This is a genomic window from Hymenobacter nitidus, assembly GCF_020447315.1.
In the GTDB taxonomy this organism is placed as follows: domain Bacteria; phylum Bacteroidota; class Bacteroidia; order Cytophagales; family Hymenobacteraceae; genus Hymenobacter; species Hymenobacter nitidus.
In genome coordinates, this window is sequence record NZ_JAJADQ010000005.1 from 47796 (window position 1) to 62884 (window position 15089).

15 protein-coding genes are annotated in these 15089 nt (G+C 62.2%); 9 read left to right on the forward strand and 6 right to left on the reverse strand.

Annotated elements, in window-relative coordinates; all coding sequences use genetic code 11:
* The first annotated feature begins 169 nt into the window (after nucleotides 1–169).
* Complete coding sequence (gene rho, locus LGH70_RS10765; protein WP_226185386.1) at nucleotides 170–2311, forward strand: transcription termination factor Rho; 2142 nt, start codon at nucleotides 170–172, stop codon at nucleotides 2309–2311.
* A 116-nt stretch (nucleotides 2312–2427) separates the two neighbouring features.
* Complete coding sequence (locus LGH70_RS10770) at nucleotides 2428–3096, forward strand: DsbA family protein (protein WP_226185387.1); 669 nt, start codon at nucleotides 2428–2430, stop codon at nucleotides 3094–3096.
* A gap of 10 nt (nucleotides 3097–3106) precedes the next feature.
* Here the strand turns inward: LGH70_RS10770 and LGH70_RS10775 are convergent, their stop codons facing one another.
* The 4 genes from LGH70_RS10775 to LGH70_RS10790 all read right to left on the reverse strand — a co-directional run bounded on the left by LGH70_RS10775 (nucleotide 3107) and on the right by LGH70_RS10790 (nucleotide 5930).
* A complete protein-coding gene (locus LGH70_RS10775; protein WP_226185388.1) occupies nucleotides 3107–3739 on the reverse strand; it encodes a hypothetical protein in 633 nt (210 codons plus the stop codon).
* A gap of 62 nt (nucleotides 3740–3801) precedes the next feature.
* On the reverse strand, nucleotides 3802–4680 hold the full coding sequence (locus LGH70_RS10780; RefSeq protein ID WP_226185390.1) for a UbiA family prenyltransferase: 879 nt from the start codon (nucleotides 4678–4680) through the stop codon (nucleotides 3802–3804).
* Between the two features lie 33 nt (nucleotides 4681–4713).
* Nucleotides 4714–5508 carry a class I SAM-dependent methyltransferase gene (locus LGH70_RS10785; RefSeq protein ID WP_226185392.1) on the reverse strand — a complete coding sequence of 265 codons (795 nt, stop codon included), beginning with the start codon at nucleotides 5506–5508 and terminating at the stop codon, nucleotides 4714–4716.
* A gap of 14 nt (nucleotides 5509–5522) precedes the next feature.
* Nucleotides 5523–5930, reverse strand: coding sequence for a hypothetical protein (locus LGH70_RS10790; RefSeq protein ID WP_226185394.1), 408 nt, complete (start codon nucleotides 5928–5930; stop codon nucleotides 5523–5525).
* A 188-nt stretch (nucleotides 5931–6118) separates the two neighbouring features.
* On the opposite strand from LGH70_RS10790, the gene LGH70_RS10795 reads away from it, so the two are divergent.
* The 7 genes from LGH70_RS10795 to LGH70_RS10825 all read left to right on the forward strand — a co-directional run bounded on the left by LGH70_RS10795 (nucleotide 6119) and on the right by LGH70_RS10825 (nucleotide 12913).
* Nucleotides 6119–6772 (forward strand): hypothetical protein, encoded by a 654-nt coding sequence (locus LGH70_RS10795; RefSeq protein WP_226185395.1) that lies wholly within the window; start codon nucleotides 6119–6121, stop codon nucleotides 6770–6772.
* Nucleotides 6769–7062, forward strand: a complete 294-nt coding sequence (locus LGH70_RS10800; protein WP_226185396.1) for a winged helix-turn-helix domain-containing protein — start codon at nucleotides 6769–6771, stop codon at nucleotides 7060–7062. The genes LGH70_RS10795 and LGH70_RS10800 overlap by 4 nt, the downstream gene beginning before the upstream one ends.
* Before the next feature lie 82 nt (nucleotides 7063–7144).
* Nucleotides 7145–8761, forward strand: a complete 1617-nt coding sequence (locus tag LGH70_RS10805) for a DUF4153 domain-containing protein (protein WP_226185397.1) — start codon at nucleotides 7145–7147, stop codon at nucleotides 8759–8761.
* A gap of 13 nt (nucleotides 8762–8774) precedes the next feature.
* Complete coding sequence (locus LGH70_RS10810) at nucleotides 8775–9581, forward strand: ferritin-like domain-containing protein (RefSeq protein ID WP_226185399.1); 807 nt, start codon at nucleotides 8775–8777, stop codon at nucleotides 9579–9581.
* Nucleotides 9574–9933 (forward strand): hypothetical protein, encoded by a 360-nt coding sequence (locus tag LGH70_RS10815; protein WP_226185402.1) that lies wholly within the window; start codon nucleotides 9574–9576, stop codon nucleotides 9931–9933. The genes LGH70_RS10810 and LGH70_RS10815 overlap by 8 nt, the downstream gene beginning before the upstream one ends.
* Nucleotides 9934–10031: 98 nt before the next feature.
* A complete protein-coding gene (locus LGH70_RS10820; RefSeq protein ID WP_226185406.1) occupies nucleotides 10032–10424 on the forward strand; it encodes a hypothetical protein in 393 nt (130 codons plus the stop codon).
* 116 nt (nucleotides 10425–10540) lie between these two features.
* A complete protein-coding gene (locus tag LGH70_RS10825) occupies nucleotides 10541–12913 on the forward strand; it encodes a transglycosylase domain-containing protein (RefSeq protein ID WP_226185408.1) in 2373 nt (790 codons plus the stop codon).
* Nucleotides 12914–12964: 51 nt separating this feature from the next.
* On the opposite strand, the gene LGH70_RS10830 is transcribed toward LGH70_RS10825, so the two are convergent.
* Both LGH70_RS10830 and LGH70_RS10835 read right to left on the reverse strand, forming a co-directional pair.
* Nucleotides 12965–14143, reverse strand: a complete 1179-nt coding sequence (locus LGH70_RS10830) for a hypothetical protein (protein WP_226185410.1) — start codon at nucleotides 14141–14143, stop codon at nucleotides 12965–12967.
* Nucleotides 14144–14172: 29 nt separating this feature from the next.
* The gene (locus LGH70_RS10835; RefSeq protein WP_226185412.1) at nucleotides 14173–15087 is read right to left on the reverse strand and encodes a TIGR01777 family oxidoreductase; all 915 of its coding nucleotides are present in this window, start codon (nucleotides 15085–15087) and stop codon (nucleotides 14173–14175) included.
* Nucleotides 15088–15089 lie beyond the last annotated feature (2 nt).

Below are 15089 nucleotides of genomic sequence, written 5' to 3' on the forward strand. Positions count from 1 at the left end.
TATTGCGCACGGCCCGATTTATCCCCAGCGCCTCCCCCTCGTAATTACCCCCCGTTTCATTCCGTACTACTGTGGTTCGCGCCGCTTTGCGGCTGCTTTCATTGCCCGGATTGGCCTGTGTTGCTTTGTGTCGGTTTCGCCCCGCCCGTTTTTCTCCCAGTTTTAGTGTATGTACAATATTGAAGAGTTGAAGGACCGTCTACTTTCCGAACTGAAGGAAATTGCGGAAGAGCTGAATGTCGGTAACTTCAAGAAACTCAGCAAGCAGGATCTGATTTACAAGATTCTGGATCAGCAGGCCATCACGCCAGCCGACAAGCTCCCCAAAAAAATCAAACCAGCCGACGAGCAGCCTGTGGCCGCACCGCTGGCTTTTTCCGACGTTGCCGTGGCTGCGGTACCCTCCGAACTGCCTGCGGCCGTCACCGTTGCACCGGCCCCGCCGCGTCCTAACTCGCGGGCCCCGCGCACCACGCCACCCCGCCGTAATACGGCCGCTCCGGTGGCCGCCGCCGCCATTGCCGCCGTTGCGGAGGCTCCCGTGGCAGTAGCTGAGCCGGTAGCCGCTGAGGTTGCCGTTGAGCAAGCTGCTCCCGCTGAGGCCGTTGCCCGCCCAATCAAGCCCTACCAGCGCCCGGAGCGCCGCACCCGCTCGGAAGGCCGGGGCCGCACGGAAGAAGCCCCGGCGGAAGCACCAGCTCCCGAGGCCGATGGTCAGAATAATCCTACTATTGCGGAGGTAACACCAGCAGCCCCCACCGAAGCTGTAGTATCTCCTGAAACGGCTGTAGCCCCCGCAATTATCCGCGAGCCGCGCCCCGAACAGCTCAATGGCCACCCCCGTGAGCCGCGCGAAGGCCGCGAGCCGCGTGACCTCCGTGAAAATCGGGAGCCCCGCGAAAACCGCGACAATCGGGAACCCCGTGAGCAGCGGGAACCCCGGGAGCAGCGGGCCGACGCCCCCCGTGAATACCGCAACGACGTGCCCCGCGAACTGCGCGAGCCGCGCTCCTTACGCGATTCGCCCCGTGAGCAGCGCGAGCCCCGCCCCGAGCGCGAAGGCCGCGAAGGTCGCCGCGAAGACCGTTTTGCTGCCCGCGACCAGCAGCGGCAGCTACGCCAGGGTGGCGAAGCCCGGCCGCAGGGTGAGTCCCGCCAGGGCGACCAGGCCCAGCAGCGCCCTCGCAACGATTTCGACATTGTAATTCCCAGTGAAGGCACTTTGGAAATGATGCCCGACGGTGGCTACGGCTTCCTTCGCTCCCCTTTCTATAACTACCTCGCCTCACCCGACGATATTTACGTAGCCCCCCAGCAGGTTAAGCAGTTTGGCCTGAAAGCCGGCGACACGGTAAAGTGCACAATTCGTCCGCCCCGCGAAGGTGAGAAGTACTTCGCCCTAGTCGGTGTGGAAGGCATTAACGGCCGTACGCTGGAGGAAGCCCGGGACCGTATCCCGTTCACGAACCTCACGCCGCTGTTTGCTGAGGAGCGCCTGAAGCTCTCGACCAAGTCGAGCCAACTGAGCACCCGCATTCTGGATCTGTTTGCCCCCATCGGTAAGGGCCAGCGAGGCCTGATTGTGGCCCAGCCCAAAACCGGTAAAACGGTGCTGCTGCAGGAAATTGCCAACTCGATTTCCGAAAACCATCCCGAGGTCTACCTCATCATTCTGCTGATTGATGAGCGCCCGGAAGAAGTAACGGACATGGCCCGCTCGGTGAAAGCCGAGGTGCTGAGTTCCACCTTCGACGAAACGGCCGACCGCCACGTGAAAATTGCCAGCATTGCGCTGGAAAAAGCCAAGCGCCTCGTAGAGTGTGGGCACGACGTGGTGATTCTGCTCGATTCAATTACCCGCCTGGCCCGCGCCTACAACACGGTGCAGCCGGCTTCGGGCAAGATTCTGTCGGGTGGTGTAGACGCCAACGCCCTGCACAAGCCCAAGCGCTTCTTCGGCGCGGCCCGCAACGTGGAGAATGGCGGCTCGCTGACCATTATTGCCACGGCCCTCATCGAAACCGGCTCCAAAATGGACGAGGTTATCTTCGAGGAATTCAAAGGCACCGGCAACATGGAACTGCAGCTGGACCGCAAGCTGGCCAACAAGCGCATCTTCCCGGCCATCGATGTGCCGGCTTCCGGTACGCGGCGCGAAGACCTGCTCATGAGCAAGGACGAACTGAACCGTATCTGGGTGTTGCGCAAGTTCATGGCCGACATGACCGCCTCGGAGGCCATGGAGTTCCTGAAGGACCGCATGAAAGGCACCAAGGACAACGAGGAGTTCCTGATGTCGATGAACGGCTAGGGCCAGTTCGCTTTTGTATCGAAAGAGCCAGTGAAACCACGTTTCACTGGCTTTTTCGTTTTATGCCGGCCAAACTTTTAAGTTCTTTGCCGGTCTTAACGCTTTGCCGAAACACCATGGAACAAACTCCCGACCTGCCCGAGCTGCTGTACATTTTCGACCCGCTGTGTGGCTGGTGCTACGGCATGAGCCCGGTGGTGGAGCAGGTGCAAAGCGAATTTGCGGGCCGCCTTACCGTATCAGTCCTGAGCGGGGGCATGGTGACGGGCGTGAACGTGGGGCCGATTCGCAATGACTGGGAGTACATCAGCGGGGCGCTGGAGCAGGTAGAGAAAGTGGCCGGTGTCACGTTTGGCGCGGCGTTTCGGGAGCTGGGCGCCGAAGGGAGCTACATTCAGGATTCGGAGCCGCCGTGCCGGGCCCTGACCGTTTTCCGCCAGCTCGACCCCTACAACCAGACCGCCAGCTTTGCCCACGCCCTGCAACAGGCCTACTTCCTGAATGGTCAGGACCTGAACGACCCGGCTACCTACCAGGTGCTGGCCGCTGACTTTGGCCTGAACGTAGCGGAGTTTACCCGGCGTCTGGAGCTGCCCGAAACCGCCCAGGCGACCCGGCACGAGTTTGCGGCCGTAGCTAAAATCGGCGTCCAGGGCTTCCCAACAACCATCCTGCGGGTTGGGAACCAAGGCTACTTGCTGGCGCGTGGCTTCATGCCCTACGACGCCTTTGCCACCAGCATCGAGCAGGCCTTGCAGCAGGCCACTGAAGAGGGTACGAAGTAAACAGTCGCCGTTAGCCGCCGAGGCCGGGCAGGCGCACGACCTGCTTTTTCAGCGGGGCCCACACGATGCGCCGCCGGTCTTCCTTACCCACCAAATAATGAAAGCTCACCGCGTCGGGGCGCTGGCGCAGGTCGTCCCAGGTGGCGCGGTCCAGCTCGCCGGGCGCGTAAGTTTCCTTCGGGCCCAGGGCGGGCTGGTGAAAGTTGGCTTCGGCAAAGAAAGTGTCGAGGCGGCGGCGCACGAAGGCTTCGCGCTCGGCCTGGGTGGCCGTCGGCGTCTTCATCTCATACACCATCGAGGCTTCCAAATCGGCGGGCGTCAGCAGTTCGCGGAAAATAGTCTGGCCCGCTGCATCGGTGATGGTAAAGGTCACTTCCCCCGTCAGCACCGACTGGCCGCGCAGCACGACGGTAAACAGATCGGGCGTGCCGGGCGCGGAAAACCGGTGGCGCTGCCGCACTACTTTCAGCGTGTCGGTCTGGGCCGTGACGGTGCGGGCCCGGGTGGTATCCATGGGTTCGAGGGGCGCCGCGGCGGCCGAGTCGGCACCCGAGGTGGCCGTGCCGCTATTCTGGGGCGAATCGGTGGAGGAGCAGGCGCTGGCAAGGGCCAGCAGGGTAACTAAGGCGGGAAGGCGGATCATAGGATACTGGCGGTTTAACGCTGCAGAATACGCAGCTGCGAGGCATTCTGTTAGGTTCAGGCCTACAGATGTGCCAGCAACAGCATCAGGGCAAAAGCGGCGCTCAGGCACAAGGACGACACCTGGTTCATGCGCATCGTGCGCTCGTAGTCGGCGGCGGCCGGGTGGTGCCACGCGGCCCAGGCCCAGCGCGTGAACAGGAACACTACCGGCCCGGTAGCCACCAGGAAAATCAGCAGATTCCGGATTTCGTCCCGCAGCCAGTACGCCACCCCCATCAGCACGGCACCCGACAGCAAGCCCACGGCCGCAAAAACGAACGTGCCCCGGATTCCCAGCCAGAGGCTCAGCGTCTGGTCGCCGCGCTGCCGGTCTTCCTGGTGCTGATACACCTGCGTGAGCGGGTAGGAGCCGCACAAAAACAGCGTGCTGACCAGGGCCAGCAACAGATTGGTAGGCTCCAGAATAGTGGCCTGGGAAGCGCATACGCCTACCTGCGTCATCAGAAACGTAAAGGCGCCCTGGAACACGACCACCACTGCCGTGCTCAGAAACGGGTATTTTTTCAGCCGGATGCCCTCGTAGCTGTAGGCTTTGGAAACGAGCAGGTACACGGCCACCAGCACGGCAAAAAGCGGGGACAGCAGCGCCGCGCCCACCACGGCCAGCGTATCAAAAAGCCAGACCAGATGAATCAGCTCCTCGGAAACTTTGGGAGGCCGCTTCAGCCCACCGATGCTGCCTTCGTCCCGGTCGTAGTAGGAATTGTAGCCATTGGAAGCCGGGTAGGCCAGCAGGTGCAGCACCACGAACACGCCGACGGCCCGCGCTACGTCGATGGGGCCGCGCAGGGCGCTGAGCCCAAACCAGTACACGGGCATCAGGTAAATGGAGAACGGAATGCGCAGCAACGGCAGCGCCCGGCGGTAAGCAAGCAGCATAGAGCAAATGTAGACGTTCGGGGCTAACGGCGGCTAAGCCGTTCGGGGCCGCCCAGTCAGGTAGGTTACCTCCGGGCCCCAGGCGTGGCGCACCTTGCCCGCCTGCCACTGGAAATGCTGTTCGGGGTCGGCGCGGTGGGCCAGGGCCAGCAGCTGCTCGGGCGGGTACATGCGCAGAATCGACACGGTGCCGTCCCAGATGGTGAACAGCGGAATCAGGGGCACGATGTAGGTGAAAAACAGCCGGCTCAGGCGAAAGGGCCGAATAAAGGGCGTAATCAGCAGCTGGGCCACGGGCAGCACCGTCCAGGCCAGCAAGATTTCCAGCCAGTGCTTGCCCGCGCCCTCAAACACGCCAATGCCCACGCCCTGCCGCACGGCATCCCGTAGCAGCGCCTCGGCCGCCGCGGGTGGGAAGTGATGGAAGGCCGAAAACACCGTCCGGAATCCGGGCAGGTGGGGTGGCACGGCCAGCGCATCGACGGGCTCCGGCTCGAAGCCAATGACTCCGGAAGTTTGGTTGCTCAGCAGCTGCCAGGCGGCGGGCTGGGGGTAAAGGTCGGTGAGGGTAACGCGCAGCTGGGCCAGCTCGGGGAAGCGGCGCAAGGCCAGGGCCACGCCCTCGGTGCCCCCGCCGGCGCCGGCGCACACCTCCAGCACCTGCTGCTGCCCGGTAGCCAGCAGTGCCTCCCGCAGCAGCGGCACAATGGGCTGGTAGGTGTTGAGCCCACTGATCATAAAGCGCAGGTAGTCCATCATGCCCGCCCGGATAACGGCCGGAAACCAGGGCAGGTCTTCAAATTCGAACAGCTGGAGGCGCAGGCGCATTGGGGTGGGCTAAGCTAGGCAGGAGAGGCAATATGCAGGTACTTACGGTTGGCCCACGGAATAGCTGCGTAGGCGGCCAGAATCCAGGGCCAGCTTGCGTCGAGCGGCCACAGCAGTTGGATGTTGGCAAAGTCCGGCAAATCGAAGCCAACGTTCGAAAGGGAAAGCAGCACACATACCGTTATGGCAGCCAGTAGTCCGCCCCAGCGGATTGCAGCGGGCAAAGCAGCAGCTCTCAACCGCAGGTACCACAGCACAATTGTGAATAGCAAGAAAGCGGGCACTGAAGAAAAAAAGGCCATAGCCGTCAGGAAGAATAAACCGGATGGAAGGTTGCCGCCGCGCAGGCTGGTGGCAAAAAGCCCGTAGTCTATTTCCGAATAGAAGCAGGCAAATACGCAGCTGCCCAGCGTCAGCACCAAGAGCCATTGCAACCCGGCCGCTGCTACGGTGCGGCACCACTCCCGCAGCTGCGGTGACATCAGAGAAAACAAAGCAGACATGAGCAGAGTCGCTGAAAATGGCCCGACCGGGCCTCAGCCATTAATCACACAACACTTGGTTTGTAACCCGCGTTTAGTAGCTTTGCCACACAAAGTGCTCTGAGACTATGAAGCCCGCTACCGATCCACTTGCTCAGCTTACCGAGATTCGCGCCATTATGGAGCGCTCGTCGCGTTTTTTGTCGCTTAGCGGGCTGTCCGGGGTAGGGGCAGGCGTGGTAGCCCTGCTGGGGGCTGGTATCGGGCACTGGTACCTGCGCGAAAATTACGGGGAAGGCGGCTTCCTACGGCTGGTTGAAGGCTCGGCCGGAGAGCAGCAGGCAGCCCTGCCGTTTCTGCTGGCGCTGGCCGCCGGCACCATTGCCGCCGCGCTGCTTATTGCCACCTACTTCACCCTGCGCCGGGCCCGCAGCCAGGGCCAGGCCGTCTGGACGGCCCTGGGTCGGCGGTTGGCCCTGAGCCTGGCTATTCCCTTGGTGGCGGGCGGCTTGTTTTGTCTGGCGCTCTACCTGCGCGGGGCGGCTAGCCTCGTGGTACCGGGCATGCTGCTGTTCTACGGCGTCGCTTTGCTCAATGCCAGCAAATACACGCTCGACGAGATTCGCCTGCTGGGCCTCACCCAGCTTGGGCTCGGGCTGGTGGCTTTGCTGCTGCCCGGCTACGGACTGCTGTTTTTCGCGCTGGGTTTTGGGCTGGGCCACATTGCATATGGCCTGCTGATGTACAACCGCTACGAACGCACCGCGCGGCCCCAACTGTGAAGCACGTCATTCATACCCTCAACAAGGCCTTTGACCACCGGGTGCGGCTGGGCGTGATGGCCGTGCTGCTGGCCAACGATTCGGTAAGCTTCACGGAGCTGAAGGAGGCCCTCGACTTGACCGATGGCAACCTGGCCAGCCACGTGGCGGCCCTGGAAAAAGCGGGCTACGTGGACGTCAGCAAGCAGTTTCTGGGCAAGAAGCCTAACACCACCTATGCGGCCTCGGCCAGCGGCAAGCAAGCCTTCCAGGAGCACCTGAATGCGCTGGAAAAATTACTGCGTGGGTAAACCGCCTTTTTTTTGCCCTTAAACTTTGAAATGCAAAGTACTTTCAGAAAATACGTTTCGTTCGTTTTAACCAGTACCCATCATGCGCTTTCCTCTTACTTCTCTCCAAAAACTGCTGTTGCCCCTGGGCGCGGTGCTCTTCGACTTTCTGTTCTGGCAGGAGCGGGCCGGGCTGAACATGCTGCTCTACACCGTCTTTGTGCTGGCGGCTGTAGTGGCCACGCTGCCTAAAACATCATTGGTGCTCCGCTCAGGCTATTTCCGGGCGGCGTTTTTGGGCGCCATCTTCAGCGGCCTGATGGTGGCCGTGTACGGCTCGTTTGCCGCCTACTTGACCTGCGTGGTGTCGTTGGCGCTGGTGCTGGGCTACGTCAATCAGCCTCACCTCAAGCTGGTGGGCTACGCCCTGCTGACGGCCCTCGGCAACCAGCTGCGCGTGGTGCCGGTGCTGGCTCGTATGCTGCGCGCGCCCCGGCAGGTAGGAGCCAAAGCTCAGCGTATCCGCTTTTACGCCCGCCTGCTCGTACTGCCCGTGGTGGCACTGGGCGTGTTTCACCTGCTGTTTGCCCTGGCCAACCCACGCTATGCCGAGTATGCGCAGCGGGCCTGGGTGGCGGTAGAGGAGTGGCTGGCGGCCCTGCTGCCCAATATATCGGTGCCCCACCTGCTGTTTTTCTTGCTGGGTCTGGTGCTTACAGCCGGGGCGCTGCTGGTAGTGCCCGTGCATTTCTTCGCCGACCAGGAGTCGCGCTTCGGGGAGTTTGTGCGTCGGCAGCGCGACCGGGTCGCGTCGTTTGCGGTGCGCCGGCCCAACTTCCAGCCTCAGAGTTTCCGGGCCCTGGATTTGCGCAAGGAATACCTCGTGGCCCTGGGGTTGTTCGGGCTGGTAAATGCCTTGCTGCTGGTCGTGAACCTCATCGACATTCAGTGGATCTGGTTCGGCTTCACGCCCGCGCCCGGCTTCGACCTCACGCAGTTTGTGCACGAAGGCACCTACGTGCTGATTCTGAGTATTCTGGTGGCTATGGGCATCGTGCTCTGGTTTTTTCGCCGCAACCTGAATTTCTACGCGCCGGGTTTGCGGTGGCTGCGCATCGGGGCTACGGTGTGGGTGGTGCAGAACGGCGTGCTGGCAGTGTCGGTGGCGCTGCGCAACTACTACTACATTCTGCACACGGGCCTGGCTTACAAGCGCATCGGCGTGTATGGCTTCCTGCTGCTGACCTTCTTCGGATTGGCTACTATTCTGCTCAAGATCTGGCAGCGCCGCTCGGCCTACGCTCTGGTGCGCCTCAACGCCCTGGCCGCCTACGGCCTGCTGCTGGTGCTGGCCGCCGGCAATTGGGAAAGCTGGATGACGCGCTACAACCTGCAGCCCCGCTTCCGGCGCGTCGACTACGGCTTTCTGCTGGCTATGCCCGACCGGGTACTGCCCGAGCTGGCCGCCCGCGCCGGCTCCATGCCCGGCCGCCAGCTGATCAGTGAGGTAAACGGGCGCTGGATTGACATTTCCTGGCCCGATGCCCACGCCCGGCTGCAGGAGCGCCTGCGGGCTTTCCGGCAGCTGGAGCAGCGCCGTCACTGGCAAAGCCGCACCTACCTCGACAGCCGCGCCTACCACGCCATTATTGGCCTCGAACCCACCCAAACCGCCACGGCCGCGCCTGCTGCCGCCACTACTTCCCTTGCTCACCGCTAACCAATTCTCACCGATGACTTTTCAGGACTGGGCCACGTATTTTCGCCAGAATCAGAACCACCTCGACCAGCTTAGCTGGGACGATACCTACCGCCTCACCGACCGTGAAAAGCGGCAGGTAGGCCACTCGCTGCAGCATTTCCAGAAGGGCGAAAGCTCGGAAGGCAAGCACCTCTACCAGCGGGTGAAGGATTTCGGCAACGCCGACTACACGGCTGCCATCCGCTCCTTCATCAAGGAGGAGCAGGACCACGCCCGCGTGCTGGGCGACTACATGGCGGGCCAGAAAATACCGAAGCTGCGCACCCACTGGCTCGATGAAATCTTCCGCGGTATGCGCCAGTGGGCCACGCTGGAGCACACCATCCGGGTGCTGCTCACGGCCGAAATCATTGCCGCCGTCTACTACAAAGCCTTGTACCAAGCCACGTTTTCGGGTTTGCTCCAGCAGATTTGCCGCCGCATTATTCAGGATGAGGAGATGCACATCAACTTCCAGTGCTTTGCGCTGCGCCATCTGGAGCAAAATCGCTCGGGCCTGATCAACTGGCTGATCCGGCTGGCCTACCGGGGCCTGATGGTGGGCACCACGCTGGTCGTCTGGCTGACCTACCACCGCGCCCTGCGCGCCGGGGGCTTCGGGCTGCTGGCCTTTGCCGATGCCGTCTGGGACGAGTTTGACCGCGCCCAGCGCCTGCTGACGGGCTCGGAACCCATTACCATCCGGGGCAAAAAGCCCGAGCCCAAAGCGCAGGCCGCGGCCGCCACGACGTGCTACGCTACCGTTCCCACCTTCCGCGCCCTCTGGACGGGTGAGTAAGCACCGCACTGTCGTGATGAACCGGTTGCTGCTTTTTGCCGGCCAGGTATTTCGGCTGACTCCCGCGTGGCTGTGGTGGGCCATGGCCGGACTCGTATTTGGGGCCGTGAACATGGTTTTCTACCAGGAGCTCTGGCCCAACACGCCTGCCGCCGAAGACTTTTTCAAAGTCCTGATTCTGGCGAGTATGGCCGCCATTCCCCTGGCCGTCGTTCAGACGGTCCGCAATTTTGCCCGTACCCTGCAAAGTAGCTTCTGGCGGCTGATGTGGCAGCTGGTAGTTACCGCCTGTTTTCTGGGAGTTTGTGGTGTACTGCTGGTGCTATTGTTTGTGGGTATCTGGATGTGGTGAAGTCCAGCAGCCGGGCGCGAATTGCCAGCGGCCATGAGCCTCGGATTTTGAGTAGCTTGCCCGGCCGGCAACGCCGCCGGCTTGTTCATCTGCCCGGCATGGCCCGTACTGCGCTGCTGCTCCTGCTATTGCTGGCCCTAATCATCGAGCTGGTCCTGACCGTGGGCGGGTTTGTCTGGCCGGAGCTGGTGCTGGCTCAGTTTGGCGTCGGCGTGTCGCCCGACACACGGTTTATGGCCTACGCCCTGGCCTGGCTGCTGCTGTTCGTATCGTTGGTCGATGCCGTGGCGCTGTGGCAGGTGTGGCACCGGCAGCCTCACTACGCCACGTTGTGCTATCTGCTGGGCGTGTGGTGGATAGGCATCGGGCTGGGGCTATACCTGACCTATCACCGCCTCGACAACCTGCTACTCGACACGGGCAAAGGCCTGCTGATTGTGCTGGCTACCTGGCGCAGCCAGCGGCCCGGCCGCGCGGCCGCGGTGAGCTGAAGACCAGCAAATAGCAACCCGGCCCAAAGCCGACGCACAACGGGCCGCTGCTATCTGGTATATTTGCACTTCAGCCGCCGGGCGCCCAGGCTCCCGGCTGACTCTACTTGTCCCGAATGTCCGCCTCCGAACAACCGAAAACAACCCGCGCTACCCGCCCCCCGCGCCGCTGGCCCAATATCGTGTCGCGCACCGTATGGGGCTTTTTCGTGGTCGGCGTGGGCATTTTTCTGCTCTACCCGATTCTGGTGAAAAGCAATTTCCTGTTCCTGTTTGGCAAGTCGCCGAGCCTGGAGGAAATGGAAAACCCCAAGGTGGAGCAGGCCTCCGAGCTGTACACCGCCGACGGCGTGCTGATCGGTAAATATTTCCGCGAAAACCGCTCCCCGGTTCCCTTCAACAAGATTTCACCCGTGCTGGTGAAGGCCCTCATTGCTACCGAGGACATTCGCTACTACGACCACTCGGGCATCGACCTGACGGCCCTGGCCCGGGCCGTAGCCGGTGGCGGCCGCAACGGCGGTGGTTCTACCATCACCCAGCAGCTGGCCAAAAACCTCTACAAAATCCGGCGGGGTGAGCGGGGCCTGCTCGGGCACATTCCCGTGGTCAGCACCCTGATCAGCAAAACCAAGGAGTGGCTCACGGCCGTGGAGCTGGAAAAGCGCTACACCAAGGAGGAAATCCTGCGGATGTACATCAATACCGTGGAGTATGGCTCCCAGGCCTTTGGCATTAAGGTGGCCGCCAAAACCTTCTTCAGCACCTCTCCCGACAGCCTTAAGCCCGAGGAAGCGGCCATGCTGGTGGGCATGCTGAACAACCCCACCGCCTTCAACCCACGCTTTCACCCTGAAGCGGCTCTCAAGCGCCGCAACCTCGTGCTGGAGCGCATGGGCCAGGCCAACGTGCTGCCGGCGAAAGTCATCGACTCGCTCCAGCAGGAGCCCATTGCCCTGCAGTACCGCGTCGAGCGCCACATCGACGGCCCCGACACCTACTTCCGGGGCGCCGTCAGCCAGTTCGTGAACAAGTGGTGCGAGGCCAACGGCTATGACATGTACCGCGACGGGCTGAAAATCTACACCACCATCGACTCGCGCATGCAGCAGCACGCCGAGGATGCTGTGCAGGACCGCATGAAAAAGCTGCAGCAGCAGTTCGACCGGTTCTGGAAAAACCGCGGCGGCAACCCGTGGGTAGATGATAAGGGCAAGGAAATACCCGGCTTCATCGAAACCCAGATGAAGCGCACCGACCAGTACAAGGCCCTGGCCGCCCGCTACCAGGGCCAGCCCGCCCGCCTCGACTCGGCGCTGCACGCCAAGCGCCCGATGAAGGTATTCACCTGGAAAGGCGACGGCGACACTACCCTGATTCTGTCCCCGCTCGATTCGCTGGCCTACTACAAGCACTTCCTGCACGCGGGCATGATGACCATGGACCCCTTCACGGGCCACGTGAAAGCCTGGGTGGGCGGCATCAACTTCCGCTTCTTCAAGTACGACCACGTGAAGCAGGGCCGCCGCCAGGCCGGCTCCACCTTCAAGCCCTTCGTCTACCTCACCGCCCTCGATAATGGCTACACGCCCTGCGACCGGATCCGGGACCAGCGCGTGACCATCAATTACGTGGAAAACGGCAAGGACATGGAGTGGCAGCCCGACAACGTGACCCGCGAGTACACCGGCATCAATATGACACTGCGCCACGCTATGGCCCGCTCGGTGAATTCCGTAACGGCCCAGCTCACCGAGAAGGTAGGTTGGGAAAACGTGGCCAAGTATGCCCACAAAGTCGGTATTACCAGCCCCTTGCTGCCGGTGCCCAGCATCGGCCTGGGCTCGGGTGGCGATGTGAACGTGTACGAAATGGTGGATGCCTACAGCACCTTCGTCAACAACGGCTTCCAGAGCGAGCCGCAGTTCATCACCCGCATCGAAGACCGCAACGGCAATGTCATCAAGCAGTTTGACCCTAAGCAAAAGCGTGCTATTCCCTCTGAAACGGCCTGGCTGATGCTTTACATGCTGCGCGGCGGCATGGACGAACCCGGCGGCACTTCGCAGGCGCTGTGGGAGTACGACCTCTGGAAAAAAGACAATCAGATCGGTGGCAAGACCGGCACTACGTCCAACTACTCCGATGGCTGGTACATGGGCGTTACCAAGGACCTGGTGACGGGCGTGTGGGTCGGCGGCGAAGACCGCAGTATTCACTTCTACGGCTCCCAGCAGGGCGAAGGCGGCCGTATGGCGCTGCCCATCTTCGGCACCTACATGGAGAAGCTCTACAAGGACGAAGAGCTGGATATTACCATGGGGCCATTCCCCAAGCCGACGTCCAAAATCACGAAGAAGTACATTTGCGTGTCGGATTCAGAGCCCCGCCGGCGCCGCGAAGAAGCGGTGGATACCATTGCCACCGACAATTTGCTGGAGCAGCTCAACACGGAAGGTATTGCCCCGCCGGACAGCTTGAAGCTGTAAGCAGAAGCTGCTTCTGACTGGCAATTACGGGTGGCGGACCCAACTTCCGCCTCAGCGCTTTTTCCTGGAAACCCAGAGCCCGCCAATGGCCAGCGCGGCCAGCCCCGCCGATAGCAGCTGGAACCGCCAGCGCCAGTGCTCCGGGCTGGTAAGGGGCTGGTGAGGAGACAATGAATTGCTCCAGGCAATGAAGGCATCAGCAATGGGTAGCTGGCCCAGCAAATAGTATTTACCGCCGCTGTCGTGCCAGGGCAGTCCAAACGCTTCTATGCTGTTGCGCAGCCCCTGGGCGGTAGTCGTGTCGCCGAAGCGCTGCATGGTACGGCGCCCGACCAGGGAAGCGGCCCCGCCCACGCCCCAGATAACGGGCCCGGAGTCGATGTCCTCGGTTGCCGGCGCGCCCGCAGCGGCTTCCGTTAGACCGGGCAAGCCCAGGCGGCTGGTCAGGAATAAGGCCCGGTAACGTTGAAAGTGGGTGCGGGCGTAAGTCGAGTCTATTTCAAATAGGAAGTTGAGCAGCTGACTCTGCGAAGAGCCGCGGGCCGGTTTGAGCACCGCTCCCGAACCCGGTTTGACTTCGTGCGGAATCAGGCCGTGAGCGTCCAGGCGCGTATCCACGGCTGCCAGCCACCGCTGAATCAGGGCTTGGTAGCGTGGGGTATAGATACGGTCGTGCCAGGCCAGGGCGGCAATGGCCACTACCCCGTCGGCGGGCCACGCCGCCCCGGCATACGACTCCAGGTAAGGACTTGCGCTAGTCTCCAGAGCAGCAGCAATAAGCGCACATTGCTCCTGAAAACGGTGTTGATCTGCCGCATCCCGCTCGGCTGGGGGCAGCGCCGCCAGGTAGCGCGCCCGCACGTACCCCGACCAGCCCTGGTAAAACGCACCGTAGGGAAGGGGCAGATCAGGATTGAACACGGATAAGGCTACCGGCGACTGGAGCTGCTGCAGGGCCCAATGCGCTTCGGTGCGAGCCTCGCGGCCCAGCCTGGAATTGGCCGGCACATGGGGCAACAGCTCCGTCCAGGTAAGGGCGTAGAGTGAATTGAGGTACACCAACCCCTCCGGATACAGCTGCTGCATACGCTCCCCGGCGTTGCGCTCGTGCAGCTCCGTGCGCAAAAAGCGTAGTTGCTGCACTACCTCCTCGTCCGCAGGCCGCAGCTGGGGAGGGTAATAAAGCCGGTAATTCAGATAAGCCAGTACCGTCAGCAGGCCGACAGCCAACCCTTTGAGCAGCCACCGCGTCACGGGCGCTAGTCTTCCCCGTAAAACGACTGCAACGCCGGCTTCAGATCCGGATACTCGAAGCGGAAGCCCGTGCTCAGCACTTTCGCGGCGCTAACCCGCTGCGAAGCCAGGATAATCTCGCTCATCTCGCCCAGGACCAGCTTCAGACCAAAAGCCGGTACTTTGGGCAGCACCAGGGGCCGGTGCATCACCTCGGCCAGGGCTTCCGTAAACTCCTGGTTCGTCACCGGGTTCGGCGCTACAGCATTGTATACGCCCTGCCACTGGGGCTCTTCCAGAGCCTGCATAAACAGGCGGCACAAGTCGTCCAGATGAATCCAGGACATGTACTGCCGGCCCGAGCCCAGCGCGGCCCCCGCCATCAGCTTAATGGGCCGCGCCATGGGCGGCAAGGCACCACCCTGGGTGCTGAGCACGATACCGATGCGCACAATCACCGTCCGGATGTCCATCTCCACTACGGGCTGCACGGCCAGTTCCCACTGGTGCGCTACGTCGGCCAAAAAGTCGTCGGCCGGGGCCGGGGGCGTCTCTTCGCTCACGACCCGGTCGGCGCTGTCACCGTAGATGCCGATAGCCGACGCCGATAGAAACGTGCGCACGTGGTGGTGGCCTTTTGCCAGTTCCCGCACCAGCAGGCCCGTGCCGCCCAGGCGGCTGGTCATGATGTCGCGCTTGCGCTCATCCGTCCATTTGCCCTCCGATACGCTGGAGCCCGCCAGATTGATGATATGGTCGGCGTAGGGCACGGCAGCTTCGTCGATGGTGGCGTGCTGCGGGTCCCACCGAAAGCTACGGTAGCGGCTCTGGCTGGGCGTGCGGCTTAGCAAGGCCACTTCGTAGCCCGCGTCAATGAGCATCTCTGCCAGGCGTGTTCCAATCAGGCCAGTGCCACCGGTAATGAGAACTTTCTGGGACATAA

Coding starts and splice junctions, on each gene's coding strand:
- rho (WP_226185386.1), top strand. CDS start 170: ATGTACAATATTGAAGAGTTGAAGGACCGTCTACTTTCCGAACTGAAG.
- LGH70_RS10785 (WP_226185392.1), bottom strand. CDS start 5,508: ATGCGCCTGCGCCTCCAGCTGTTCGAATTTGAAGACCTGCCCTGGTTT.
- LGH70_RS10825 (WP_226185408.1), top strand. CDS start 10,541: ATGTCCGCCTCCGAACAACCGAAAACAACCCGCGCTACCCGCCCCCCG.
- LGH70_RS10805 (WP_226185397.1), top strand. CDS start 7,145: ATGCGCTTTCCTCTTACTTCTCTCCAAAAACTGCTGTTGCCCCTGGGC.
- LGH70_RS10795 (WP_226185395.1), top strand. CDS start 6,119: ATGAAGCCCGCTACCGATCCACTTGCTCAGCTTACCGAGATTCGCGCC.
- LGH70_RS10820 (WP_226185406.1), top strand. CDS start 10,032: ATGGCCCGTACTGCGCTGCTGCTCCTGCTATTGCTGGCCCTAATCATC.
- LGH70_RS10780 (WP_226185390.1), bottom strand. CDS start 4,680: ATGCTGCTTGCTTACCGCCGGGCGCTGCCGTTGCTGCGCATTCCGTTC.
- LGH70_RS10835 (WP_226185412.1), bottom strand. CDS start 15,087: ATGTCCCAGAAAGTTCTCATTACCGGTGGCACTGGCCTGATTGGAACA.
- LGH70_RS10810 (WP_226185399.1), top strand. CDS start 8,775: ATGACTTTTCAGGACTGGGCCACGTATTTTCGCCAGAATCAGAACCAC.
- LGH70_RS10775 (WP_226185388.1), bottom strand. CDS start 3,739: ATGATCCGCCTTCCCGCCTTAGTTACCCTGCTGGCCCTTGCCAGCGCC.
- LGH70_RS10770 (WP_226185387.1), top strand. CDS start 2,428: ATGGAACAAACTCCCGACCTGCCCGAGCTGCTGTACATTTTCGACCCG.